Source organism: Amycolatopsis sp. cmx-11-51, from assembly GCF_047608665.1.
GTDB lineage: Bacteria > Actinomycetota > Actinomycetes > Mycobacteriales > Pseudonocardiaceae > Amycolatopsis.
Map to the genome: position 1 here is coordinate 407396 of NZ_JADNQO010000001.1, position 25237 is coordinate 432632.

Annotated in this window: 23 protein-coding genes; 14 read left to right on the forward strand and 9 right to left on the reverse strand. The window is 69.3% G+C overall.

From position 1 onward, the window contains the following. Positions 1 to 252: 252 nt before the first annotated feature. Positions 253 to 939, forward strand: coding sequence for a M23 family metallopeptidase (locus ACM6LU_RS01990; RefSeq protein WP_414935849.1), 687 nt, complete (start codon positions 253 to 255; stop codon positions 937 to 939). A gap of 660 nt (positions 940 to 1599) precedes the next feature. Here the strand turns inward: ACM6LU_RS01990 and pcrA are convergent. Continuing rightward, entirely contained in the window at positions 1600 to 4008 is a 2409-nt protein-coding gene (gene pcrA, locus ACM6LU_RS01995) for a DNA helicase PcrA (protein ID WP_414935850.1), read from the reverse strand. A 90-nt stretch (positions 4009 to 4098) separates the two neighbouring features. Between pcrA and ACM6LU_RS02000 the strand changes: the two genes are divergently transcribed. The 7 genes from ACM6LU_RS02000 (at position 4099) to ACM6LU_RS02030 (ending at position 10990) form a co-directional block, all read left to right on the forward strand. Continuing rightward, positions 4099 to 4518, forward strand: coding sequence for a DUF1707 SHOCT-like domain-containing protein (locus ACM6LU_RS02000; RefSeq protein WP_414935851.1), 420 nt, complete (start codon positions 4099 to 4101; stop codon positions 4516 to 4518). Between the two features lie 169 nt (positions 4519 to 4687). After that, entirely contained in the window at positions 4688 to 4975 is a 288-nt protein-coding gene (locus ACM6LU_RS02005) for a chorismate mutase (RefSeq protein WP_414935852.1), read from the forward strand. A gap of 142 nt (positions 4976 to 5117) precedes the next feature. After that, positions 5118 to 5423: a hypothetical protein gene (locus ACM6LU_RS02010; RefSeq protein ID WP_414935853.1), complete on the forward strand. Its 306-nt coding sequence runs from the start codon at positions 5118 to 5120 to the stop codon at positions 5421 to 5423. A gap of 337 nt (positions 5424 to 5760) precedes the next feature. Then, a complete protein-coding gene (locus ACM6LU_RS02015) occupies positions 5761 to 7008 on the forward strand; it encodes a hypothetical protein (protein WP_414935854.1) in 1248 nt (415 codons plus the stop codon). A gap of 253 nt (positions 7009 to 7261) precedes the next feature. Next, positions 7262 to 8104, forward strand: a complete 843-nt coding sequence (locus ACM6LU_RS02020; RefSeq protein ID WP_414935855.1) for a hypothetical protein — start codon at positions 7262 to 7264, stop codon at positions 8102 to 8104. Positions 8105 to 8322: 218 nt separating this feature from the next. Then, positions 8323 to 9945: a protein kinase domain-containing protein gene (locus ACM6LU_RS02025; RefSeq protein ID WP_414935856.1), complete on the forward strand. Its 1623-nt coding sequence runs from the start codon at positions 8323 to 8325 to the stop codon at positions 9943 to 9945. Positions 9946 to 9949: 4 nt separating this feature from the next. Further along, positions 9950 to 10990 carry a serine/threonine-protein kinase gene (locus ACM6LU_RS02030; RefSeq protein ID WP_414935857.1) on the forward strand — a complete coding sequence of 347 codons (1041 nt, stop codon included), beginning with the start codon at positions 9950 to 9952 and terminating at the stop codon, positions 10988 to 10990. A gap of 13 nt (positions 10991 to 11003) precedes the next feature. Here the strand turns inward: ACM6LU_RS02030 and ACM6LU_RS02035 are convergent, their stop codons facing one another. Both ACM6LU_RS02035 and ACM6LU_RS02040 read right to left on the reverse strand, forming a co-directional pair. Further along, positions 11004 to 11672, reverse strand: coding sequence for an alpha/beta hydrolase (locus ACM6LU_RS02035; protein ID WP_414935858.1), 669 nt, complete (start codon positions 11670 to 11672; stop codon positions 11004 to 11006). 118 nt (positions 11673 to 11790) lie between these two features. Next, a complete protein-coding gene (locus ACM6LU_RS02040; RefSeq protein WP_414935859.1) occupies positions 11791 to 12690 on the reverse strand; it encodes a LysR family transcriptional regulator in 900 nt (299 codons plus the stop codon). 102 nt (positions 12691 to 12792) lie between these two features. Between ACM6LU_RS02040 and ACM6LU_RS02045 the strand changes: the two genes are divergently transcribed. Then, a complete protein-coding gene (locus ACM6LU_RS02045) occupies positions 12793 to 13731 on the forward strand; it encodes a DMT family transporter (protein ID WP_414935860.1) in 939 nt (312 codons plus the stop codon). Positions 13732 to 13908: 177 nt separating this feature from the next. Here ACM6LU_RS02045 and ACM6LU_RS02050 read toward each other — a convergent pair whose 3' ends face one another. The 3 genes from ACM6LU_RS02050 to ACM6LU_RS02060 are packed head-to-tail and all read right to left on the reverse strand — an operon-like array spanning position 13909 to position 16348. Continuing rightward, positions 13909 to 14277, reverse strand: a complete 369-nt coding sequence (locus ACM6LU_RS02050) for a DUF4345 domain-containing protein (RefSeq protein ID WP_414935861.1) — start codon at positions 14275 to 14277, stop codon at positions 13909 to 13911. Beyond that, the gene (locus ACM6LU_RS02055; protein ID WP_125680018.1) at positions 14278 to 14985 is read right to left on the reverse strand and encodes a response regulator; all 708 of its coding nucleotides are present in this window, start codon (positions 14983 to 14985) and stop codon (positions 14278 to 14280) included. 7 nt (positions 14986 to 14992) lie between these two features. After that, entirely contained in the window at positions 14993 to 16348 is a 1356-nt protein-coding gene (locus tag ACM6LU_RS02060) for a PspC domain-containing protein (RefSeq protein ID WP_414935862.1), read from the reverse strand. A gap of 110 nt (positions 16349 to 16458) precedes the next feature. Between ACM6LU_RS02060 and ACM6LU_RS02065 the strand changes: the two genes are divergently transcribed. Together ACM6LU_RS02065 and ACM6LU_RS02070 are read left to right on the forward strand one after the other, a co-directional pair. Beyond that, entirely contained in the window at positions 16459 to 17718 is a 1260-nt protein-coding gene (locus ACM6LU_RS02065; protein ID WP_414935863.1) for a PspC domain-containing protein, read from the forward strand. Then, positions 17711 to 17947 (forward strand): hypothetical protein, encoded by a 237-nt coding sequence (locus ACM6LU_RS02070; protein ID WP_414935864.1) that lies wholly within the window; start codon positions 17711 to 17713, stop codon positions 17945 to 17947. The genes ACM6LU_RS02065 and ACM6LU_RS02070 overlap by 8 nt, the downstream gene beginning before the upstream one ends. 217 nt (positions 17948 to 18164) lie before the next feature. Here ACM6LU_RS02070 and guaA read toward each other — a convergent pair whose 3' ends face one another. After that, positions 18165 to 19721 (reverse strand): glutamine-hydrolyzing GMP synthase, encoded by a 1557-nt coding sequence (guaA, locus tag ACM6LU_RS02075; RefSeq protein WP_414935865.1) that lies wholly within the window; start codon positions 19719 to 19721, stop codon positions 18165 to 18167. 127 nt (positions 19722 to 19848) lie between these two features. Between guaA and ACM6LU_RS02080 the strand changes: the two genes are divergently transcribed. The 3 genes from ACM6LU_RS02080 to ACM6LU_RS02090 all read left to right on the forward strand — a co-directional run bounded on the left by ACM6LU_RS02080 (position 19849) and on the right by ACM6LU_RS02090 (position 23003). Further along, positions 19849 to 20379 carry a DinB family protein gene (locus ACM6LU_RS02080; protein WP_414935866.1) on the forward strand — a complete coding sequence of 177 codons (531 nt, stop codon included), beginning with the start codon at positions 19849 to 19851 and terminating at the stop codon, positions 20377 to 20379. 88 nt (positions 20380 to 20467) lie between these two features. Beyond that, positions 20468 to 21502 (forward strand): zinc-dependent alcohol dehydrogenase family protein, encoded by a 1035-nt coding sequence (locus tag ACM6LU_RS02085; protein WP_414935867.1) that lies wholly within the window; start codon positions 20468 to 20470, stop codon positions 21500 to 21502. A gap of 55 nt (positions 21503 to 21557) precedes the next feature. Then, a complete protein-coding gene (locus ACM6LU_RS02090) occupies positions 21558 to 23003 on the forward strand; it encodes an aldehyde dehydrogenase family protein (RefSeq protein WP_414935868.1) in 1446 nt (481 codons plus the stop codon). Here the strand turns inward: ACM6LU_RS02090 and ACM6LU_RS02095 are convergent. Both ACM6LU_RS02095 and ACM6LU_RS02100 read right to left on the reverse strand, forming a co-directional pair. Continuing rightward, positions 23000 to 24454 carry an FAD-binding oxidoreductase gene (locus tag ACM6LU_RS02095; RefSeq protein ID WP_414935869.1) on the reverse strand — a complete coding sequence of 485 codons (1455 nt, stop codon included), beginning with the start codon at positions 24452 to 24454 and terminating at the stop codon, positions 23000 to 23002. The genes ACM6LU_RS02090 and ACM6LU_RS02095 overlap by 4 nt on opposite strands. A gap of 52 nt (positions 24455 to 24506) precedes the next feature. Next, complete coding sequence (locus tag ACM6LU_RS02100) at positions 24507 to 25229, reverse strand: maleylpyruvate isomerase N-terminal domain-containing protein (RefSeq protein ID WP_414935870.1); 723 nt, start codon at positions 25227 to 25229, stop codon at positions 24507 to 24509. Between the last annotated feature and the right edge of the window lie 8 nt (positions 25230 to 25237).

Below are 25237 nucleotides of genomic sequence, written 5' to 3' on the forward strand. Positions count from 1 at the left end.
CCACGTCCCCATTACAGTCAGATCACGAATGAGAGTTCTGAACGAACCACCCCCGAGGTCGTTCACCGGGTCCCCCGCCCGGGCTCTTGATCCGACTCCCCGAACATGGAAGGCCCCGTCTTGGCTTCACACCGCTCCCCCGGCGGCCAAGCTCCTTCCCCGGCGCTCGAGAACGCACTCGATGGTGCGGTCGTTCGCGTCCGGGGCTCGCACCGACTGTCGCCCCCGTCTTCGGCCCTTCGTGGCCGTGTCGTGGTCGCGGCCGTCGCTGCCGGCGCCTTCGCGGCCGCCGCTGCCGGGCAGACTCTGAAGTCCGTTTCGGAATCCTCCGACGCAGCCGTTACCCCGCTGGCCAGCGCCCAGGACGCGAGCGCCTCGTTCGCCCTCGGTGGCGGAGCCGGTGGTGGCGCCCCCGAGTTGCTGCCGACCAGCCAGTCGGCGAACGCCTCGGCCGAGGCCCAGAAGCTCTCGGACAACAACAGCATCACCCAGGCCCGTGTGAAGCGTGAGGCCGACGCGGCCCGCAAGGCGGCCGAAGAGGCCAAGCGGCCCAAGACCTGCATGCCGACCAAGGGCACCTTCACCTCGGGCTTCGGTGCCCGGTGGGGCACGAGCCACCTCGGCATCGACCTCGCGGCCCCGATCGGCACGCCGATCGTCGCGGTCTCCGACGGCACGGTCATCGAGGCGGGCCCGGCCAGCGGTTTCGGCCTCTGGGTCAAGGTTCAGCTCCCCGACGGCACGGTCCACGTCTACGGCCACATGAACTCGTTCTCCGTCCGCGAAGGCCAGAAGGTCAAGTGCGGCGAGGAGATCGCCGAGGTCGGCAACCGTGGCCAGAGCACCGGCCCGCACCTGCACTTCGAGGTGTGGCAGAACGGCACGAAGAAGATCGACCCGCGACCGTGGCTCGCCTCCCGCGGCGTCAACGTCGGCTGATCGAGTCCTTTCTCACCCACCACATCGGTGATCACGCCCGCGCCAAGGGCACGCCTGGCAACGACGCCCTGGCGTGCCTTCGGAATCTCCGCTCCCCCCATTTCGGGCATAAGGGAGCGTCTTAGGTCCTCTGACTCGGCGCACGTTCGGCTTTCCGGACCCTCAAAGGGCTCATACGACACCGTCGGGCGGTCTTCGGACGAAGTACCCCACGGCGACTTGCCACACCGTGCAGAGTCCTGCCGGGCGCCGTCTGAGTGACGGCCACCAGGCGACCATTCCCCGGGAAGCCTCCCGGTACCCGGCTGACCGCGGCCCGAACAGCCATCGCCGCGCGTGCCCGCATACGACGCACCGTCCGGCCCCGTCCGGTTCGTGCATCCGCAGTAACGCGCGCCAGGCCGCGACCAGCCTGAGCACTTCCGGCGGTTCCGGACCCCGATCCGGTCCCGCCCCTTCTTCAACACCCCGCAGGTATTCGAGTACCCCAGCGGCGAGAACCCCAAACAAGACCCCGTCCACACCGTGCGCCCCCTCCCTTGGTCGGGGGACACCGGCTTTTCCAGCATACCCCAGCGCATCGAACTCGTGTTCGATGCGACAGGTATACGGGAGGGGTCCGACAGTTTTCGAACGCGGTGATAAAACCGCAGTTCAGGGCTATAGTTTGACCATCGGCACGCTGCCGATGAGCATCAGCCGGACCTTGCCGGCGGCACCGAAGTCGATTGTCGCCGTGGCCCGCGGGCCGGCTCCGTCGCAGGCGACGACGGTCCCGAGCCCGTACTTGTCGTGGCTGACCCTGTCGCCGATGTCGAGCTTGAGCGCGACAGTGTCCTTCCAGCCTTTGCCGAACGGGCTCGTGCCCGTCGACCTCGACGGCGACGCGGAGCCACCACCGCGGCTTCCCCAGGTCGTCGCGGCGCGCGGCGAGCCGCCCGACGAACCGAAGCCGCCGGAGGACGACGACGGCGCGAGCCTGCGCCAATCGACCAGTTCGTCGGGAAGCTCGTCGAGGAACCGCGAAGCCGGGTTCATCTGCGGCTGGCCCCAGGCCGAGCGCACCATCGAACGGGAGACGTACAGCCGCTTCCTGGCCCGCGTGATCGCGACGTAGGCGAGACGGCGTTCCTCGGCCAGTTCGGCCGGGTCACCGAGCGCGCGCATATGCGGGAAGATCCCGTCTTCCCAACCGGTACAGAAGACGACGGGGTACTCGAGGCCCTTCGCGGTGTGCACGGTCATCAGCGTGACCACACCGGCGTCGTGCCCGTCGCCGTCATCGCCGCCGTCGGCCGCGGGAATCGAGTCCGCGTCCGCCACCAGCGAGACCCGCTCCAGGAAGGCGGGCAGCGAGCCCGGTTCCGGCACTCCGGGATCGGCCTCGGGCAGTTCGCCGTCCGGCCCAGCGACCTCGGCGGTGAACTCGGTGAATTCCCGCGCGACGGTGACGAGTTCCGTCAGGTTCTCCACCCGCGAGGCGTCCTGCGGGTCGTCGGACTCCTCGAGTTCCGCGCGATAGCCCGTGCGCTCCAGGACCGCTTCGAGGATGTCGGCGACTTCGGCGCCGCTCTCGGCGATTTCACCGAGTTCGTCCAGCAGCTCGACGAAACCGGTGATCGCCCTGGCACTACGCGGATTCAGCAGCGGCACCTCACCGTTGACGGCGCCGCGCAACGCCTGCGCGAACGAGATGCGCTCCCGCTCGGCGTACGTCGCGATGACCGCTTCGGCGCGGTCGCCGATGCCGCGTTTGGGGACGTTCAGGACACGGCGCAGGCTCACCGTGTCCTCCGGGTTCGCCAGCACCCTCAGGTACGCCAGCATGTCCCGGACCTCACGCCGTTCGTAGAACCGCACACCGCCGACGACCTTGTAGGGCAGGCCGAGGCGGATGAAGATCTCTTCGAAGACACGCGACTGGTTGTTGGTGCGGTAGAAGACCGCGACGTCGGAGTAGTCCGCTTCGCCCTTGTCCGCCAGCGCGTCGATCTCGCCCGCGACGAACGCCGCCTCGTCGTGCTCGTTGTCCGCGACGTAGCCGACGATCTTCTCGCCGTCGCCGGAATCGGTCCACAGCCGCTTCGCGCGCCTGTTGGGGTTGCGCGCGATGACCGCGTTCGCCGCCGAAAGGATCGTCTGGGTCGAGCGGTAGTTCTGTTCCAGCAGCACGGTCCGCGCGTTCGGGAAGTCGCGTTCGAACTCCTCGATATTGCGGATGGTCGCGCCGCGGAAGGCGTAGATCGACTGGTCCGCGTCGCCCACGACGCACAGTTCCGCCGGGTCGATCGCGGCCTCCTTCGCCTCGGTGCCGACCAGTTCGCGGATCAGGGTGTACTGCGCGTGGTTCGTGTCCTGGTACTCGTCGACCAATACGTGCCGGAACCGCCGCCGGTAGTACTCGGCGACGTCCGGGAAGGTCTTCAGGAGTTCGACCGTCCGCATGATGAGGTCGTCGAAGTCGAAGGCGTTGGCCTGGTTCAGCCGCCGCTGGTACTCGACGTAGACCTCGGCGACGCGGCGTTCGAGGTCGTTGCCCGCGTCGGCGACCGCCGTGTCCGGATCGATCAGTTCGTTCTTCAGGTTCGAGATGTGCACGGCCAGCGTGCGCGGCGCGTACCGCTTCGGGTCGATGTCGAGATCACGGGAGACGAGCGTGATGAGCCGCTTCGTGTCGTCCGAGTCGTAGATGGAGAAACTCGACGACATCTCCAGCGTTTTGGCCTCACGGCGCAGGATCCGCACGCACATGGAGTGGAACGTCGACACCCACATGGCGTTGGCGCGGCGGCCGACGAGGTCGCTCACCCGCTCCCGCATCTCCGCGGCCGCCTTGTTGGTGAACGTGATCGCCATGATCTGGCCGGGATGCACGTCCCGCTCGGCGAGCAGGTACGCGATCCGCCTGGTCAGCACCCTGGTCTTGCCCGAACCCGCACCCGCGACGACCAGCAGCGGCGCGCCCGCGTGGGTCACGGCCTCGCGCTGCGCCGGGTTCAGGTCGTCGAGCAGGTCCGCGTGCCGGGGCTTGGCCGGGCCGTCCGCTGGGAGATCGAAGAGGGTGTTCATCGCCGGTCCACGCTACAGCGCCGGGCGTAGGCGCTGTTGCCGCCTGCCGTCCGACGCGCGGGCGGTGTTCGCGGCGGAGGATCGGATGCCATGGACACCAACGGAATTTCCTCCCGGCTCAGGGCCGCCGACGCCGACCGGGAGCGGGTCGCCTCGCTCATCCAGGCCGCCGGCGGCGAAGGTCGTCTCACTCTCGAAGAAGTAGAAGACCGGCTCAGCACCGTGTATTCCACGAAGTACACGGACGAACTCGCTACGCTCACCTCGGATCTGCCGAAACCCGCGCCGAAGCGGCACCCTGTCGCCTTCGGGCATCCGGCGGTGCGGATCCACCTCGCGGTCGCCGTGGTGCTTTCGGTGCTGCTGATCGTCCGCTGGACGGTTTCGGGCGTGCCGTTCTTCTGGCCTGCGATGCCGATGTTCTGGCTGGCCATGAGCGTCCTGGTGCACGCGCGCGTCCGCGGGACGCGGCGCCGCTTCAAGCCGGAGGACGACTTCGCTGTGGCATAATGATGGTATGCGGCACCGCGCGACGCGATTTTTTTACGGGAACCGGACTCCGGCTCCCGTGATCGCATAGTGCCGTTATGCCATCACCCGAAGCCCCGGAGTCCACGGACCCCGGGGCTTTACGCTGTTCCGGGGGCCAGCAGGGAATCCGGACCGAAGAGAGGTCCCGATGGACACCACACAGAAGCCGGACGCCGAAGAACCCACCGCCACGGCCGAGGAGATCAGTGAGCTCCGCAAGGAGATCGACTGGCTCGACGGTGAGATCCTGCGGCTGGTCAAACGCCGGGTCGAGGTCTCCAAGACGATCGGCGCCGCCAGGATGGCCGCGGGCGGCACCAAGATCGTCTACAACCGCGAGATGGACGTGCTGGGGCGCTACCGCGAACTCGGGCCGGAGGGACGGCAGCTGGCGATGGCGCTGCTGAACCTGGGCCGGGGCAGGCTGGGGCGCTAGACCCGCGCCTCCAGGCCCACGGCACCCGGATCGCGTTCAGCCCGCTAAACGCGAGGCGGCCGCATCACGATCGCGTGCCGTGAGGAGAAACTCAGGGGTGTTCCCCGAGCCATGGCGACTGGGGACCAGGCAAACTGGACACATGATTAACCTCATCGCCATCGTGATCGCGATCGCCGGCGTGCTCGCCGCGTTGGGCCATCTCGGTTATCTCGCCATGTTGAACAACGCGGCGGGTAAGCGAGCGGGCGGTACGCCCATCGCTCAGTACGTCAAGTCGCGTTGGCCGATCGCAGCGGGTACCACAGCAGCCTCACTGTTCGCCTGGTTGCTCACTAGTGGGGGAACGCCGCTCGACATCATCGCCATTTTGCTTGCAGCGGGTAGTGGAATCACCGCCACCAAAGCCCTGCAGTCGACCCAGCAGAAGTACCGCAGCGGCAACTGAGGGGCCTCACCAGCACGAATAGCATTGCGTTACGTCATCAAGCCCGTTCGGCCGCGCCCGACCGAGTGAAACATCTGCAACTTGCAGAGTGGGTGAAGACTTGCGGGTGTCGAGCTTTTACTGTGGATCCCGTGAAGACCCTTGCGTCTGGGTCGGGCGATGCCCGAACGACGCGCGGGGGCAATAGCCCCGCGCGTCCACAGTCGCGTGCTCGTGCATTTGCTCACGAGAGTGCCCGGGAGTCTGCAAGCGAGGGATCCCGTGAAACCGCTGCGCCGTTCGGCTTGATCGGTGTCACATCGCCGTCAGGGACGGCCCGCGAGGGGGTCGCTCGGACATGACCGGCTGGGTGGAACACCTGGGACGTACCGGACGGGACGGCGCCGCGCACCCGGGCCGCCACCGGGCGGGCGGGACCGAGGGCTGGACCCCGCCCGTGCCGCCGAGGCGGCAGCGTCCAACCGGGCACGGGCATCACGCGCACAGCGAGTTCGCCCCGCCCGCCATCGGTTCCCTTCCCCTGCCGCCACCGCGGAACGGGAGGGCGCCGAGCCCCGGCTACGCCCCATCGAGCGGCCGACTGCCGCTCCCCCAGCCCGCACGCGAGGTTTCCGTGGAACGCCCGGCACGTCTCGAGGTCGCGTTCACCGAACCTGTCCGGCCCACCGCCGAAGAACGGCGCGCGAAGGCCGCCCAGCGCACGAAGGTGACACTGACGGCGCCCGCCCCCCGCCGCCCCGCACCGGTGGAAACCGAGGTCGGCGACGACGACGTCCGCGTCTACCTAGCCCCGCCCGTCGACGGCCTGAGCACCTTCGATCTCGGTTCGGTGCCCGCTTCGGTGACCCCGCCCAAGACCTGGCGCAAGGCCGCCTGGTTCGCCGCGGCCGCGTCCGCGCTGGTCGTCATCGGCCTGCTCTTCGCCGGTTCGTTCCTGGTCGGCAAACCCGCATCGGAGCAGCAGAGCCAGGGCGGCTGGCCCGGCTACCGCGGCGGCAGCCCGTTGACCAACGAAGGCATCGCCGCCGACCCGATCACACCGCCACAGGGCGGCGCGGCGGGCAACCCGTCCGGTTCCGAGACCGACTCCTCCCCCCAGGACGACCGCAGCTCCGTCAAGTCGGGCACCTCCTCCGACAGCGAGACCACCGGCGGTGGCGGGTCGCGGCCCGACTCGGGTGGACCGGTCACGAGCGGGCGGCCCGCGCCGTCTTCGAGCGATCGGCCGCGGAAGCCGCCGATCATGCCCGCCGACCGCACCACCACGACGGCCCCCTGGTACGCGTCGCAGCCGGACGCGCAGGCGATGGGCGACAACACCGAGGTCTTCCTCAACTCCGTCACCACCGACCCCCACGAAGCCTCCTCCGTCACCTCCGGTGGTCTGCGCGAAGAAGGTGCGCAGGGCCTCCGCGAGCGCTACGCCGAAGTCGCCTACTTCGAGGTGAAGAAGATCAGCATCGACCAGCGCCGTGGCGTCACCGTCAACACCGTCGAGGTCACCCACAAAGACGGTACGAAGACCATGGAGCAGCGCACGCTGACCTTCGGTGACGACGACAAGATCGTCGACGACGGTATGTAGGTGTCCACGCACGTGCAGGTGTGCTGTTCCGCTGCACGTGCGGAGCGGCGAGCGGTTGTCCCTGGTCCGGGTGGGTGACCTAAGCTGCCGTTCGTCGTATCGCGACGGCATTCCGGCGATAGAGCCTGGCCGCGGACCGTCTCCACAGGGTTACCTGACGACAGCAGGGTCCGCACCGTTCAGAAAACGACCGCGGATCAGAGGCGTCGGCCGAACGGCCTGACGTCTGCCCCAAACCAGAGCGAGGAATTTCGTGCTTGATCGACAGCGCATACGGCGTGAGGACGCCGTACGTGTCGAGGACGTCATCCCGGAAGAGATCCTGAACGACAACCGCGTCGACCGCGAGTACCTGGAGCAGGTCTTTCGCGAGCCGCAGAAGTTCGTTCCCGCCCGCACCCGCGAAGAGTCGTCGCCACGGCCAGAGCCCGAGGAAGAGCCGGAAAGCCGCGCCGCCCGGCGAGCCAAGCTGGCAGGCCTGGTCGCCGCCGGACTGCTGGTCGCGGGTGCCGTTGTCACCGCGGGCTTGCTCGCGGGAGCCCAGCGGCAGGACCCGTTGCCGGGCGCCGCGGCGCCCGAGGTGATGAGCGGAGCCGCCGCGCTCGGCGGGCTCGCCGTCCCGGACGCCACCGAACCGCGGCAGAAGCGGGAGACGCCGACGCCGCCGGGGACCAGCACGACGGCCCATCCGGCTTCGGGCACCGGCTCGGGTCCGGTCCCGCGGCGGGGTTCGGCGGCCAGCAGCACCAGTTCGCAGCCGATCGCCAAACCGGCCGCGATCAGCACGGCCGAGGACAAGATCGACGCGGTCCGGAAGTTCTACCAGACCGTCGACGCCGACCCCTATGGCGCGAAGTCGCTGCTCACGCCGGTGCTGGCCGACTCCGAAGCTGGCATGCTGATCCAGGCGTGGAGCACCATGGACGCCATCCAGATCCAGGACATCCGGGAGCAGGCCGACGGCACGATCCTCACCGTGGTGACCATGCGCAATCCGGACGGCGGCCTGGTTCGGGTCACGCAAGTGCTGGAATTCGCCGACGAGACGACGGGTCTGATCACCGACGCCCGGCTGCTGTCCGCGCAGCACATGTGACGGATACCGGGCGTGAAACAGCCCTCCACCCAGGGCGATCAGAGCGTACCGCGTGTGTGTGCGCAGAGTGAGGGCCTAGCCTTGTCACGAGTCGGTCTCGGAAAGCCGGCACACAGACCACTACATGTGCATACGCTCCAACGCTGTGGCGTGCTGAAGGCCGCACCGCGTGCGCGGACCACTCCGCGACGTGAAGACGGAGCCCAAAGGGAGGTCGCGTGAGCGACGAGGGTCGCCTGGTCGCCGGTCGATATCGCATCGCCGGGCGGATCGGCACGGGCGCGATGGGTGCCGTCTGGCAAGCGCACGACGAAGTACTCGGCCGCACGGTGGCGATCAAGCAGTTGCTGCTGCAGCCCGGCCTCGAGGCTCACGACGCCGAGGACGCCCGCCAGCGCACGATGCGCGAGGGCCGGATCGCGGCCCGGCTGCACCACCCGAACGCCATCTCGGTGTTCGACGTCGTCACCGACGACAACGGGCAGCCGTGCCTGATCATGGAGTACCTGAACTCCACCAGCCTCGCCCAGGAGTTGCAGGAGCATCGGACGCTGCCGCCGATCGAGGTGGCCAGGATCGGCGCGCAGGTCGCGGCGGCGCTGACCGAAGCGCACGCGGTCGGCATCGTGCACCGGGACATCAAGCCCGGCAACATCCTGCTGGCGCCCAACGGCTCCGTGAAGATCACCGACTTCGGCATCTCGCGGGCCAAGGACGACGTCACGGTCACGAAGACCGGGATGATCGCCGGAACCCCCGCCTATCTGGCGCCCGAGGTGGCCATCGGCGGCGACCCGGGCCCCGAGTCCGACGTCTTCTCACTCGGCTCGACGCTCTACGCGGCCTGCGAAGGCCAGCCGCCGTTCGGCCTCAGTGAGAACACGCTGAGCCTGCTGCACGCGGTCGCGGCCGGGCAGATCATCCCACCGCGCCAGTCCGGCCCGCTCGCCAGCGTGCTGGCCGTGCTGCTGCATCCGGAGATCCGGCACCGACCCACCGCCGAAGAGTGCGAGGAACTCCTCGCCGCTGTCGCGCGGGGTGAAACGCCGCTGGGCGGTCCCACGGACGAAACCGTGCTCGCCGCCCCCGTCGCGGGCGCGCTCGCGGGTGCCGGCGTGACCCAGGCGCTCGACAGTGAGGCGGCCGGGCATTCGGGCTCACTCCTCGACGAGCAGGCCGCGGCGGGACCGTACTACGACGACGAGGACGACTACCATCAGCCGCCCGCGTCGAAGTACCCGGAAGACGATTACGACGGGTACGACAACTACGACGAGACGGCGTTGCTGTCCGAACGCGGCCACCCCGGTGGCCCGGAGCCCACACGCGCCGTCCCGGTGCCCACGGGCGACTACGACAACGATTCCTACGACGATTACGACGACCCGCCTCCTCCTCCCCCACCGCCGCCCACCCGTGCGCAGACCAGCCCGGCGGACGAGGACGACGAGAAGCCGGGCGCGTGGAAGAAACCCGCGATCATCGGCGGTGTCGTGGTCGTGGCGCTGGCCGCGCTGGGCTTCTGGCTGCTGAGCCCGAACAACCCGGAGACGCCCGCGCAGGTGGGGAACTCTTCTACGAAGCCGACCCCGTCGGCGACGTCTTCGGCGCCCGAGACGACGGAATCGCCGTCGGAGACGCAATCGGCCGAGCCGCCCAAGGAGACGGCGGGCTCGTCGAAGAAGACTTCGAGCAAGGCGACTCAGCCGCAGGAGCCGAATCGGCCGACCCCGCCGAAGTCGACTCCTAAGTCGACTCCGAAGCCGCCGTCTTCCCCTGACGACCCTCCGCCGAGCACTACCCCGAGCCCGACAACGACCCCGACTCCCGCCGGAACGTGATCCATTGAGTTCTGAAGGTTCCATCGTCGGCGGCCGGTACCGCCTGGACCAGCCCATCGGGCGTGGCCGGGCGGGCATCGTGTGGCTGGCGTTCGACACACGTCTGCTGCGCACGGTCGCGATGAAGCGCATGTACCTGCCCGTCGGTCTGCCGCCGGACCGGGCGGAGCAGGCCAAGGCCGTCGTCGTCCAGGAGGGCAAGGACGCGGCCAAGTTCGAGCACGCCACCGCCATCAAGGTGTACGACGTGCTGCCCGACGGCCCGGACGTGTGGCTGGTGATGGAGTACATCCCGTCGCGCGGGATGTCGACCTTCCTGGCCGAGCACGGCAGGCTGACCGCGGAACAGGCCGCCGCGCTGGGCATCATGCTCGGCCGCGCGCTGGCCGCGATGCACGAGGCCGGGGTGGTGCACCGGACCGTCGAGCCGGGCACGATCCTGCTGGCCGACGACGGCGGCGTGAAACTCACCGATATCGGCATCACCGGTGGCGGCGCGAGTCCGGCCTACCGGGCGCCCGAGGTGGCGCGCGGCGAACCGGCGACTTCGGCGTCCGACGTGTTCTCGCTGGGCGCGACGCTGTACACGGCCGTCGAAGGCGTACCGCCGTTCGGCGAGGACGGCGAGTCGTCGGAACGGCCGCCGCAGACCGCCGGTCCGCTGGCCGGTGCGCTGCGCAAGATGCTGCGGGCCGAGCCGGACGTGCGGCCGACGATGGCCGACACCGTCCGCTCGCTGGGCGCGATCACCGAGGGGCGGCAGACGGCGTTCATTCCGCCGACCGCGCCCGCCATGCCGACGATGCCTGCCTCGATGCCGATGCAGCAGGCGCCGCAGCAGCCGGTTCCGCAGTTCCCTCAGCACCAGCCGCCGCAGTATCAGCCCCCACCGCAGCAGCAGTACCCGCCGCCGCCGCAGCAGCAGTACGCACCCGCGCCGGCCGCGGCGAAGTCGCCCGACACCCGGAAGTGGCTGATCACGGCGGGCGCCGTGGTGGCGGCGATCCTCATCGGGGTGCTGTTCGCGGAACTGTTCCTGATCTGAACAACCGGGCAGGCTACAGCCGCTCGCGAACCAGTGCCGCCAGTTCGACGGGACGGCTGAGGAACGGGCTGTGGCTCGCCCGCCAGGTCACCTGCGTGTCGCACCGTGCGGCGAAGTGGGCGACCATTTCCGGTGCGATCGCCCGGTCTTCGGCACAGGTGAGGTAGGTGTTCGGGGTTTCCTTCCACGCCGCGCCCTCAGGCGACTCGTCGAAGATCGTGACGGGCTCCGGACGCAGCAGGGCCGTGGCCCATTCGGCGACGGCGTCCGAACAGTCGGCGTACAGGGCCTCGCGGACGGCGGTGCGGTCGAGATGGGTCATGCCCGCGTCGTCGAAGGTCAAGGGCAGCGACTCGGGTTCGCGTCCGGTTTCCTCCTTGATCCGCTCGATCCAGTACTGAGCTGTCTCACCGGGTTCGCTGACGATCGCGGCCAGAAGGATCAGATGCGAGACCCCTTGGAGCCCGCTGGCGGTCACTCCGCCGTAGGAGTGCGCGAGCACCACCGGTGGTTCGGCCGCTCGGTCGACGATTTCCTGGACGGTCCGGGTGGTTTCGGCGATCGGGCGCGCACCGAGGTCGGGAACGGTGACCTCGACGCCTTCCCGGCGCAGGCGTTCGGCGATGTCGTCGAAATGGGCGGGCTGGTGCCAAGAGCCGTGCAGGATGATCAGGGGACGCACGGAGGTCCTTTCGCCGGCGGGGTCGGTGGCTTCCCTGCCAGGTTGTCGACCGCCGGCACGGCTGATCAAGCTCAGCCGGTTTTCGTGCCCGCCTGGTCAATCCCGGTTGCCTGTCCGGTCAGGCCGCTTTCGCCGCTTCACGGATCGCGCTGAGGAACCGTCGCACCGCGGGGTGTTCCCTGGCGTGCGCGGCCACGGCCGCATGGATGGAGCGGACCGGATCGGGGCGGCGGACCTTGCGGATCGCGACGCCGGGGTGCGGGGCGCCGAGGCCGAGTTCCGGGATCAGCGCGACTCCGAGCCCGGCGGCCACGAACCCTTGCGCCGTTTGGTAATCCTCGGATTCGACGACGTGGTTCGGGGCGAATCCGGCCGCGCCGCACGCGTCGAGCAGGATGTCGCGGCAGGCGCCGGGCAGGCCGTCGACGCCGACCCACGGATCCTCCGCGAGTTCGCCGAGATCGAGGACGCGTTTACGGGCGAGCCGGTGGTTCTTCGGCAGGATCGCGCGGTACGGGTCGTCGAGAAGGTGCACGTACTCGACACCCTTGACCCGGGGAAGGGTCGTCGGGAGCACGATCATCGCGACGTCGGCCTTGCCCGACTCGATCTCGAGCATCGAATCGTCGGGCTCGACCAGTTTCAGTTCGAGGCGGACCCCCGGAAAGTCCCGGCGCAGCGCGGCGACGGCCAGGGGCACCAGTGAGGCACCGGCCGTCGCGAAATAGCGGATCGCGAGTCTGCCGGTGCGGCCTTCCTTGAGTTCGGTGAGCGCGGCCTCAGCCTTGGCGAGCTGGGTGCTCAATGTTTCCGCGTGTTCGGACAGCAGCGAACCGGCGGGCGTCGGCCGCACGCCGCGTCCGACGCGCTCGAGCAGTTCGACGCCGGCTTCCCTTTCCAGCGTGGACAATTGCTGGCTGATCGCGGAAGGTGTGTAGCCGAGGTTCCTGGCTGCGGCGGTGATCGAGCCGCTGCTGATCACGGCTCGGAGGACCTGCATGCGGCGGACGTCCAGCATGGTCCGATCTTACAGTTCTTCTTAAAGCTCCCTGCAGTAATTCTCGCTTGTCCTTACGCGTCGGCGCGGCGAAGCTGAGCCGACGCGTAAGGGAGGACTGGGGTGGGCGAGACGAAGACCCTGCTGCGGATCGGCGCGCTGGCGCTCATGTGGGGATCGAGTTTCTTCTGGATCAAACTGGGGCTGGGCGCGTTCTCCCCGGTGCAGCTGGTACTGGCGCGGGTGACGCTCGGCGCGGCGGTGCTGATCGGGCTCTGCTATCTCGGCCGGGACCGGCTGCCGTCGGGACGGCGGATCTGGGGACATCTGGCCGTCGCGGCGTTCTTCCACAACGCGCTGCCGTTCCTGCTGTTCGCGTGGGGTGAGCTGACCGTCGACTCCGGGATCACCGGCGTCCTGAACGCGACGACGCCGCTGTGGGTGCTGCTCGCCGCGCCGATGCTGGGCACGCGAACGAAGATGACCGCGGTCCGGGTCGCCGGGCTGATCGCCGGGCTCACCGGGATCCTGCTGATCTTCGCGCCTTGGGAAGCCTCGGGGCTGCTCAGCTGGGGTGCGCTGGCCTGCCTCGCGGCGGCCGCGAGCTACGGGTTCGCGTTCGTCTACGAGGGCAAGTACCTGACCGGCACCGGCGACTCGCCGATGTCGCTGGCGGGTGGGCAGATGCTGCTCGCGACCGGGTTCCTGCTGCTGGCGATGCCGATGGGTGGCTTCGAACCGGTACACCTGAGCACCGGTGCCGTCGTCGCGGTCGTGATTCTGGGGATCGGGTCGACCGGGATCGCGTTCGCGCTGAATTACCAGCTCCTCGCGAGTGAGGGCGCCGTCGCGACGTCGATCGTCGGGTACCTGCTGCCGGTGGTTTCGGTGCTGCTGGGGGCGGTGTTCCTGCGGGAACCACTGAACTTCCGGGTGATCGCGGGGATGGTCGTCGTGCTGGGAGGCGTCGCGCTGACCCGGCTCCGCCAGAAGGAGCGGGGGACCTTTGCTACCGCCCCGGTGGTGGAGCGGCCCCTCGCGACCGCGGGGGAGGCGCCGTGACCCGCGTTTAGCGGGCTGATCGCGCTCCGCCCGCCCGGCACCTCCCAGGGCAGGCGGGACGACTTTCGCGGGCTAAGTGCGACGCGGCGGGGCCTGGGGGCTCACCGGATCGCACTTAGCCCGCGAAAGTCGCCACGGTCACCGGATCGCGATTTAGCCCGCTAAAGGCGACGCGAGTCAGAGGGCGGAGACGACGAGCAAAGCGGCCATGATCAGCTCGACCCAGAAGTAGAGCCAGCTCGGATAGAACCGCTCGGGCCGCTCCGCGAACCGGGCGACCAGCCGCCCGAAGGCCATCCCGGCGAGCGCGACGGCCACCGCGATCGCGGCGCCCCGCTGGATCCCGCCGACGTCGAAGGCCGCGAACCCGAGCAGCACGGCGATCGCCACCCCGAAGCCGCCGTAGACCGCGCGCACCTCGGTCCGCGCGGTCGCGGAGTCCAGCGTGATCCCGAACGGCCGGATCAGCCGCCCCGGCGCGACGAGCCCGAGCAGGCCCATCCCCAGGAAGAACACGGCCACCAGGCCGATGAGAACGGGCGTCACTCAGACGAGACGCCGGTCGGAAGCCCAGCGCGAAAGCTCGTACCGGTTCGAAAGCTGCGTCTTCCGCAGAACGCTCGACACATGCGTCTCGACGGTCTTCACCGAGATGAACAGCTCGGACGCGATCTCCTTGTACGCGTACCCGCGCGCGAGCAGCCGCAGCACATCGCGTTCCCGCGGCGTCAGCAGGTCCAGGTCCGGGTCGCTGATCGGCGCGGAGCCCGGCCGGTCGGCGAACGCGTCGAGTACGAACCCGGCCAGCCGCGGCGAGAACACCGCGTCACCGTCGGAAACCCGCACGACGGCGCGCACGAGTTCCTTCGACGAGATCGTCTTCGTGACGTAACCGCGGGCCCCGGCACGGATCACGGCGATCACGTCCTCCGCGGCGTCGGAGACCGAGAGCGCGAGGAACACGACATCCGGCAGTTCCGGACGGATCCGGCGCAGCACCTCGGCACCGCCGCCGTCCGGCATGTGCACGTCGAGCAGCACCACCTGCGGCTTGGTCCGCGCGATCCCCGCGACCGCCTCGGCCACCGAGCCCGCCTCACCGACCACGCGCACGTCGTCGGTGATCGAGTCCAGTTCGGTGCGCACGCCTGCCCGGAAGAGCGCGTGGTCGTCGACGAGGAAGACCTTGACCGGCTCCCGCGTCTGCTGGTTCTCCGTCACGATGCTCCCTCGCTCGCCCTGTCCCGTGAGCATAGCGACCTCACGCCGCACCCTTCCCCGCCTTGACCGGCATCTCCAGCTGGACCTCGGTTCCTTCACCCGGTGCGGTACGCAGCTTGCACTTGCCCCCGTGCCGTTCCATCCTCCCCCGGATGGAATCGGCGAGACCGTGCCGATCGCCCGGCACGACCTCGGGGTCGAAACCCTTGCCCCGGTCGCGCACGAAAACCGTCACCGACGTCGGCTCGACCTCGGCGTACACGCTGACCTCGTCGACTCCCGCGTGCTTCGCGGCGTTGACGATCGCTTCGCGGGCGGCCTGCACCAGCGCGGTCAGCGGCTCGTTCAGCGTGGCTTCCCCCACGACGACCTGCTGTACCGAAATCGCGAACGCGTCCTCGACCTCGCCGCACGCGGCCGCGAGCACCTCGGACAACTGCCCACTGATCGCTTCCTCTTCGGTCTTTTGGCTCTTTCCGTACCCCGTCGGCCCGTACAACCAGCCGCGCAGTTCCCGTTCCTGACCGCGCGCGAGCCTGGCGACCTCACGCGGCGATTCCGCCTGCTTCTGGATCAGCGCGAGGGTCTGCAGGACCGAGTCGTGCAGGTGGGCGGCGATCTCGGCGCGTTCGTCGGTGCGGACGCGGGCGGTGCGCTCGTCGGAGAGGTCACGGACCAGACGCAGCCAGAACGGGACGGTCAGCACGGCCACCCCGAACAGCGTCGCGATCACCGCGACCAGCGCGAACTTGACCTGGTCGATACTGCCGCTCTGCAGGACCACGACACCGATGCCGGCCATCACCAGCGCGACACCGGCGACCACACGGATCGCGGCCGACCAGCCCCCGCCGCCGAGGAAGGCCCCTGCGACACTGCCCTTCGCGCCGAGACGCCAGCGCCTCCGTTGCGACTCGTCGGCCTCACGCCAGACGACCGCCGCACCGATCATGGCCAGTGCCAGCGGGATGGCGACCCAGCCACTGATCAGGCCGGTCAGCGTGCCGCTGGCGACGGCGAGACCGACACCCAGCGCCATCAGGCCGAAAGCCTGCTGCTTCTCCTTCGGCGCGGCTTTCTCCGGCTCGACGTCACCGGTCTGCTGCTGGACGAAGACCCAGAGCAGGCCGTACGCGAGGAGGCCGATGCCATTCAGCGCGGCCAGCAACGCGAACGCGGTCCGGACCCAGAGCACCCTGACGCCGAGGTGGTCGGCGAGGCCGGCGGCGACACCCGCGATGGCGCGGCCGGACCGGCGCCGGTACATCTTGGGCGGCTCGAACGGCGCCGGTGACAGGCTGCCGGGCACGGGCACCGGAGTGCGCTCGATGAGCGTCGGCTTCCCCTGCTCGGCGAGGTCGTTGGAGGCGGATTCCTGCACGTTCTCCATGGTCACATGGAGTGCGGTACTGATCCATCGGGGAAACCCCTGACTCTTCCCGCTGGGGAAACCTCAGGGACGTTCCCGGATGTGGCGGGAGGTCACCGGGGCGCATTCTTTGTGGCATGAGTGGGAGTGAGACACATACACCGAGGCGCGGCCCTGCCGCCGGCTTCGAACACACCGTCAAGGATTTCTGGCGGAGCAGGCCGGTCCGCCCGGCGCACGGCCGCAAGTTCGCCGGCGTCGCCGCCGGGATCGGCTACCGGTACGGCATCGACCCGACCGTGGTCCGCGTCGCGCTGGTCGCGGCGACCGTGTTCGGCGGTTTCGGCGTCTTCGTCTATCTGCTGGGCTGGCTGTTCCTGCCGCAGGAGGGCGACAGCGTTTCCGCGTTCGAGGGCCTGATCGGCCGGGGCAGGGCGTCGAGCTCACCCGCGTTCGCGGTGCTGCTGCTGCTCCTGCTGTTCCCCGGTCTCACCTGGACTTTGAGCGGCGGCTGGATGACCGACGGCACCGGGCTGATCGGTTTCGCGCTGATGGCGGTCGCACTGTACCTGCTGCACCGCAACCGCGGTCAGTTCAACCGGCCGGTGATGCCCGCTCCGGCGTATCCGACCGCCGCGTTCTCGATGGCGTCGGCGGCGACCTCGGCCTCGACGGCGACCGAGAGCGGCTGGGACCCGCTCGCGGCCGACCCGTCCGCCTGGGACCTGCCGAACGCTTCGCCGTCCGGCGGCCTGCCGCCGCAGACCCCTCCCGCGCCGCCGGCGCCTCGCGGCCGGAAGTCGAAGATCGGCGCCGCGACCTTCGGGCTCGCCGTGCTGGTCGCCGGGATCGGCACCGTGCTGAACCTGGACGGCGAGGCGTGGTTCACCGTGCAGCACGTCGTCGGGCTCACCCTGGGTGTGGTCGGCATCGGGCTGGTCGCCGGTTCGTTCGTCCGGGGCGGTCGTGGGCTGATCGGGCTGGCGGTGCCGCTGGCGATCGTCGGGATGGCGCTGACGACGGTCCCGTTCGAGAACTTCTCCGCGAAGGGCGGCTTCGGTGACATCAAGGCGACACCGAGCGCGGCGTCCGAGGTGCTACCGGAGTACCACCGCTCTGCGGGGAACATCGACCTCGACCTGACCAAGCTGCCCGCGGGGACGCCGGTGACCACGAAGGTCTCCAACGGAGCGGGCAACTCGACGGTGCTCGTGCCGGCGGGTGCCGAAGTGAAGGTCACCTGCGAGACCGGAGCGGGCGAGGTCGACTGCCTCGGCCAGTCTCGCTCGGGGGTCGGCGTGGACACCGTCGACTTCACCTCGGCGGGTACCAGCGGCCAGAAGATCGTCCTGCAGGTCGAGAACGGTGTCGGAAACGTGGAGGTGCGTCGTGGCTGAGTACGACTACGACAACTACGACAGCACGCAGTCGGCTCAGCCCGCGAAGCGCGGGGTAGACGTCTTCACGCTGATCGTCGGGATCGCGACGCTGCTGGTGTCGGGGTACGTCCTCTCGGACGGCTCCTCGTGGCTCCCGCGGTTCGACTTCCGGTGGGTCATGGCGGGCGGGGCGATCTTCGTCGGTGTCCTGCTGCTCGCCGCTTCGGTGCGCAAGAGCCGCCGCTAGCGGCGCCGCTCACGATCCACTCCACTCCGAAGGCCCCGGCCACTCGCCGGGGCCTTCGCCTTGCGCGGGGCCGCGCGACTTTAGCCCCCTAATCGTGATCCGGTGGGCCCCGAGCACCGGATCGCGTTTAGCGGGCTGATCGCGATCCGGGTCACGCGGGTGCCCTGGGTCGCCAGATCGCGCTTAGGGGGCTAAACGCAAGTCGGAGCGGTGCGGGTCACTCCCACTCGATGGTGCCCGGCGGCTTGGACGTGACGTCCAGGACCACCCGGTTCACCTCGGCGACCTCGTTGGTGATGCGGGTCGAGATCCGCTCCAGCACCTCGTAGGGCAGCCGCGTCCAGTCGGCGGTCATCGCGTCCTCGGACGACACCGGCCGCAGCACGATCGGGTGCCCATAGGTCCGCCCGTCGCCCTGGACGCCGACGCTGCGGACGTCGGCAAGCAGCACCACCGGGCACTGCCAGATCTCGCCGTCCAACCCGGCCGCGGTGAGTTCCTCGCGCGCGATGGCGTCGGCCGCGCGCAGTGTCTCGAGCCGCTCGGCGTCGACGGCGCCGATGATCCGGATGCCGAGTCCCGGCCCGGGGAACGGCTGACGCCGCACGATCGTCTCCGGCAGCCCAAGCTCCATCCCGACGCGGCGCACCTCGTCCTTGAACAGCAGGCGCAGCGGCTCGACGAGCTCGAACCGCAGGTCGTCGGGCAGCCCACCGACGTTGTGGTGGCTCTTGATGTTCGCCGCGCCCTCACCGCCGCCGGATTCGACGACGTCCGGGTACAGCGTGCCCTGGACCAGGAACTTGTAGTCGCCCTCGGCCTTCAGGTCACGCTCGGCCTGCTCGAACACGCGGATGAACTCGCGGCCGATGATCTTGCGCTTCTCCTCGGGGTCGGTGACCCCGGCCAGCGCGTCGAGGAACCGCTCACGCGCGTCGACGGTCACCAGGTTGACCCCCGTCGCGGCGACGAAATCACGCTCGACCTGGGTGCGCTCACCGGAGCGCAGCAGACCGTGGTCGACGAACACGCAGGTCAGCCGGTCGCCGATGGCGCGCTGGACCAGCGCGGCCGCCACCGCCGAGTCGACACCGCCGGAAAGCCCGCAGATCGCCCGGCCGTCGCCGACCTGCTCGGCGATGCGCTTGACCTGGTCGTCGACGATGGACGACGTCGTCCACTGCGGCCGGATGCCCGCGATGTCGTGCAGGAAGCGGCGAAGCACCTCTTGGCCGTGCGGCGAGTGGTGCACCTCGGGGTGGTACTGGACGCCGGCGAAGCGGCGCTCGACGTCTTCGAACCCGGCGACGGCGGCGCCTTCGCTCGACGCGGTCACGGTGGCGCCCTCAGGGGCCTTGGTGACGCTGTCGTTGTGGCTCATCCAGGCGGGCTGGCTGCTGGGGAGGCCGGCGTGCAGGACGCCACCCTCACCGGCGACGCGGACCTCGGTGCGGCCGAACTCGCGGGTCCCGGTCGGCTCGACCGTGCCGCCGAGTGCCTGCGCGAGCACCTGGTGGCCGTAACAGATACCGAAAATCGGCACGCCGGCGTCGACCAGCCCGGGGGCGAGTGCGGGGGCGTTCTCCGCGTACACACTGGAAGGACCACCGGAAAGGATGATCGCGGCGGGGTCCTTCGTGAGGATGTCCTCGGCGGTGGCGGTGTGCGGGACGACCTCGGAGTAGACCTGGGCCTCACGCACGCGGCGCGCGATCAGTTGCGCGTACTGCGCCCCGAAGTCCACGACGAGTACCGGACCGGTGGGACTGGGCACCTGAAACCTCCAGATCAGAGCAGTACGCTTCCCCACCATCGTCCCAGGTGGGCCGGGTCACCTCGCCGCCAACCCCCTCACGATTCAGGACAGCGACTGACCGCTGCGGGGCCTACCGTCCAGGGACATGAGCATCGACTGGAGCGAGCAACTCTCCGAACAGCTCGACTGGCACTGGACACAGCATTTCCGTCCCCGGCTAAACACCCTCACCGACGACGAATACTTCTGGGAACCCGTCGAGGATTGCTGGTCGATCCGTCCTCGGGAGGACGGCCGCCTGATGATCGACTGGGCGCATCCGGAGCCCTCACCGCCTCCGGTGACGACGATCGCCTGGCGCCTCGCCCACATCACCATCGGAGTCTTCACGATGCGGAACGCGTCGCACTTCGGCGCCGAACCCGTCGACTACCAGACCTTCCCCTACGCGGCCTCCGCCGCCGAAGCGCTGAAGCAGATCGACGACGCGTACGCGCACTGGCGTGACGGCGTCCGCGCCCTCACCGCCGAAGACCTCGAACGTCCCTGCGGCGAGGCCGAAGGCCCGTACGCGGACTACCCGTTCTCGGCGCTCGTCCTGCACATCAACCGGGAGGCCATCCACCACGGCGCCGAGGTCCTCCTGCTGCGCGACCTCTACGCGCGTCGCGTTTAGCCCGCTAAACGCGACGCGGGCGGGGAGCGCGTTTAGCAGGCTAAACGCGACGCGCCCATACTGAGGCGAGCCCAGGAAAGGACCCGCCTTGCGAGCGACAGTCATCTACGGCGCCGGCGACGTACGCGTCGAGACCGTCCCGGACCCGAAGCTGAGCGAACCCACCGACGCCCTTCTCCGCGTCGTCCGCTCGTGCATTTGCGGCAGCGACCTCTGGCCGTACGGCAGCATGCCCGCGCGCGACCGCGGCGTCCGGATCGGTCACGAGTTCCTCGGCGTCATCGAGGCCATCGGCTCCGACGTCACCACGCTCAAAACCGGTGACCTGGTCGTGGCCCCGTTCGTGTACTCCGACAACACTTGTCAGTTCTGCCGCGAAGGCCTCCACACCTCCTGCCTGCACGGGGGCTTCTGGGGCGCGAAGGGCGTCGACGCCGGTCAGGGCGAGGCCGTCCGCGTCCCACAAGCCGATGGCACGCTGGTGAAACTGCCGCACACCGAGGACGACGACCTGCTCGCCTCGCTCCTCACGCTCTCCGACGTGTTCCCGACCGGACACCACGCCGCGACCAAGGCGGGCGTGAACGCACGCACCACTGTCACCGTCATCGGCGATGGCGCCGTCGGGCTCTCCGCGGTCCTCGCCGCGAAGCGTCTCGGTGCCGAGCGCATCATCCTGATGGGCCGCCATCAAGCCCGCACGGACCTCGGCCGCGAGTTCGGCGCGACGGACGTCGTATCCGAGCGCGGCGACGAAGGCATCGAGAAGGTCCGAGACCTGACGAACGGCGAAGGCACTCACACCGTTCTCGAGTGCGTCGGTACGAAGCCCGCCTTCGAGATGGGCGTCGGCGCGGTCCGCCCCGGCGGCACGATCAGCCGGGTCGGCGTGCCCCAGTACGACGAGGGCCCGATCGGCCCGCCGCTGTTCCGCCGCAACATCACCGTCACCGGCGGCGTCGCCCCGGCGCGGCACTACATCCCCGAACTGCTCGACGACGTCGTCGAGGGCCGGTACCAGCCGGGCAAGGTGTTCGACCGGACCATCGGGCTCGAAGAGGTCCCGGACGGCTACCGCGCGATGGCGGACCGCGAAGCACTCAAGGTGCTCGTCAAACCATGACTCGGTCGAGTGGGTGTTCACACCTTGGACACCCACTCGGAATACCTTGTTACACATGGACATGATCACCCCGGAGCCGCGTCCCGCCTGGATCGCCGGCCGCCCCGAACAGGGCGCTTCGACGCTCACCGTGCACCACCCGTTCGACGGAAGTGAAGTCGCGACCGTCGCGGTGCCCGGACCGGAGCAGGTCGAACGGGCGGTGAGTGCGGCGGCAGCCGTCGCGAAGGAGTTCCGGCGTTCCTCGGCGCACAGTCGCGCCGCGGCGCTCGACCACGTTTCGCGGGTCATCGCCGGCCGGGCCGAGGAGATCGCCGAGGTCATCACCGCCGAGAACGGCAAACCGCTCAAGTGGGCCGACGCCGAGGTGCGGCGCGCGGTGTCGGTGTTCCGGATCGCGGCCGAAGAGGCCCGCCGGTTCAGCGGTGACCTGCAGCGGCTGGACACCGACCCGGCGGGCGAGGGCAGGCTGGCCATCACCCGCCGCATCCCGCGCGGCCCGGTACTGGGGATCGCGCCGTTCAACTTCCCGCTGAACCTGGTGGCGCACAAGGTCGCGCCGTCACTCGCGGTCGGCGCGCCGATCATCGTCAAACCCGCGCCGCGCACACCTCTCTCCGCGCTGATCCTCGGCGAAATCCTGGCCGAGACGGACCTGCCGGAAGGCGCGTTCTCGGTGCTTCCGCTCGGCAACGAGGAGACTTCGGCGCTGGTCGCGGACCCCCGCCTCCCGGTCGTGTCGTTCACCGGTTCGGGTCCGGTCGGCTGGTCGCTGGCGGACGCCGCGCCGCGCAAGCACGTCGTGCTCGAACTCGGCGGCAACGCGGCCGCCGTCGTGCTTCGCGACTGGCCGGACCCCGAAGGCGCGGCGCACCGCATCGCGACGTTCGGCAACTACCAGGCGGGGCAGTCCTGCATCGCGGTCCAGCGGGTGATCGTCGAGCGCGAGGTCGCCGAGAATTTCCTGCCGACGTTGGTGGAAGCGGTGCGGTCGCAGCAGCCCGGCGATCCCTACGACAAGAACACCGACGTGGGCCCGGTCGTCGACGAGGCCGCCGCGGAGCGGATCGTCGCGTGGATCGACGAGGCCGTCGCCGCGGGCGCGAAGATCCTCACCGGCGGCAAGCGGAACGGCGCGACGGTGGAGCCGACCGTGCTCACCGACGTCCCACCGTCCACAAAGGCCTGGGCGGAGGAGATCTTCGGGCCGGTGCTCGCCGTGTCCATTGTGGATAGTGTTGACGAGGCTTTCGCTTCGGTCAACGAATCCGCCTACGGCTTGCAGGCCGGAGTGTTCACTCGCGACGTGCATCTCGCCTTCTACGCGTCGACCGAACTCGAGGTCGGCGGTGTGATCATCGGCGACGTCCCGTCCTACCGCGCGGACCAGATGCCGTACGGCGGCGTCAAGGGATCGGGCGTCGGACGGGAAGGCGTGCTCGCCGCGATGCACGACCTCACCGAGGAACGGGTCACCGTCTTCACCGGCATCGACCTCTAGGCGGGAGTGACGGCCTGCGCGAACCCGAACACCTTGTCCGGGTCGAAGGTCTTCGCCACCCGCTTGAGGCGGGCGGCGTTGTCGCCGTAGTAGGCCGTCATCCAGTCGGGCAGGGCGGGGTCGATGTAGTTGACGTAGCCACCGCTCAGCCCGAGCCCTGTCACCACCTCGGCAACGGAATCTGTTGCCACGGAACGGTTACGCGTATCCGCCTGGCTGTAGATCTGCACGCTGCCGATCGCCTTCCGGTGCCAGAACGCGGTGGCGTCCGGGGCGATTTCGGCGACGGCACCGCCGAGACCGTCGACCAAGAGGTCCATTCCCCGCCTGCCGTCGAGGATCGACGTCAGCTTCGCGGGATCCACCACCTCACCGAGGATCCGTGAAGAGGCCACAAAGGACTGACGGCTTTCACTGCCGGAGAAGTACTTCATGGCACCGAGGTAGTCGAGTTGCTTCACCGTACGCGTGCTTTTGACCTTGCCGGTCAGTTTGTCCAGCTCCCTGGCCAGCGAAGCGGAATCGCCGACATAGCAGCCGGAAACCCGGGCACCGACCGGAGATCCTCCCGACAGTACGACGTTCGCCCACAACTCCGGTGGGGCTTCGGGCAGCCATCGTTGCCACTCGGCGAGGACCTCGTTCGCGCTGCCCGCCGGGAATCGCAGGGAGAACACCGAAACGACCGAGGGCGACGGGTCGGTGCGGAAGGTGAACGAGGTGACGACCCCGAAGTTGCCGCCGCCTCCTCCGCGCAACGCCCAGAACAACTCAGGCTCGGAATCCGCCGACGCCGTCCGGAGTTTCCCGTCCGCCGTGACGACTTGCGCCGACACCAGGTGATCACACGTGAGCCCGTATTTGCGAGCGAAGACACCGATTCCGCCGCCGAGTGTCAACCCGGCGATGCCGACGCTGGGGCACGACCCCGCAGGAAGACAACGGCCAGCGCCACCGAGCGTGGCGTAGACATCCTTGAGTTTCGCGCCCGCACCGATCACGACCTGTTCACCGCGAACGTCCACTGAGGACATTCCGTCGAGGTCGATCATCAGGCCGCCGTCAGGAACGGAATAACCTGCGTAGCTGTGGCCGCCGCTCCGAGCGGCGATCGGAACCCGCCTCGCCGCCGCCTCGACGGCGGCCTGCACGTCTTCCGGTTTGGCGCAATTCGCGATCGCGGCGGGCTTGAGGCCGTCGAAGGCCGGATTGAACACAAGTTTGGCGTTGTCGTAGCCGGAATCACCCGGCAAGAGCAGCGAGACCTTGTCGCGCAGAGCGGCCCAGTCCGGCGGCCCGGACGGCGGCGTGACACTGGTGCTCGGCGGCAGCGAAGCGCCCGGCGCCGAACTGGGCGCTTGTGCCGGAGGCGCGGCAGAGCACGCCGTCGCGGCCGCCCCCGCCGCGGCCGCGCCGGCGAGCTTGAGGAAGTTTCTTCGCCCCAACTTCATACTTGTGAAGACGCCTGGGCCGTGATCGGGTTGCCGCGATCACCCGGCCGAGTCACAGCCAATGCGGCAGCGGCGGCACTTCGCCGTCCAAAGTGGATCCGTCGGCGCGGCCGGTGATCCAGGCCAGGACGTCGCCGGGCGCGCCGGTCACCTTGGCAGGCTCGCCGGTGCCCATCCGCCATTCGTGCCGTGTCCCGTCGCCGTCGACGGCGATCAGGAGGACGGCGGGCAGTTCGTCGCCGTACCAGGCGATCGCGCTGCTCACCACCACCTCGAACTCCCGGCCGAGCAGCCCGGAGACCCGGTCGAAGTCGTAACCGGAGTCCAGGTCGACGAGGTGGATCGAGGTTTCGGACAGCCGTTTGAGCAGCACTCCCTCACCGGTGAGGCGATTGCCCAGCCGATCACGAGCCTCACCGGCCCATGCCTCGTCCGGCATGGACGCGGCCAGGTTCGCGAACCGCTCACCGGAGTCCACGACGTCGGCGACGATCACCGCGGCGGAGCGGTCGGCTCCGGCCTCGATGCCCTCGTCGCGAGCCGTGGCCGTGGTGTACATCGGCGTCTCGACGCCGGTCTTCGCCCAGGTCAAGAGGTTGCCGAGGCCGTCGGCGTTGCGCGCGACGTGCGAGAGCAGATGCGCCCTCGTCCAACCGGGCAACGCGCTCGGGGCGTGCACGGCGTCCTCGCCGAGGCCGCGGGCCACGAGCGCCCATTCGTCATGCAGGGCGCGGACGCGATCGAGCAGGGCGTGCGCGCGTTCGGAGGCGGTCACCTGCCCCA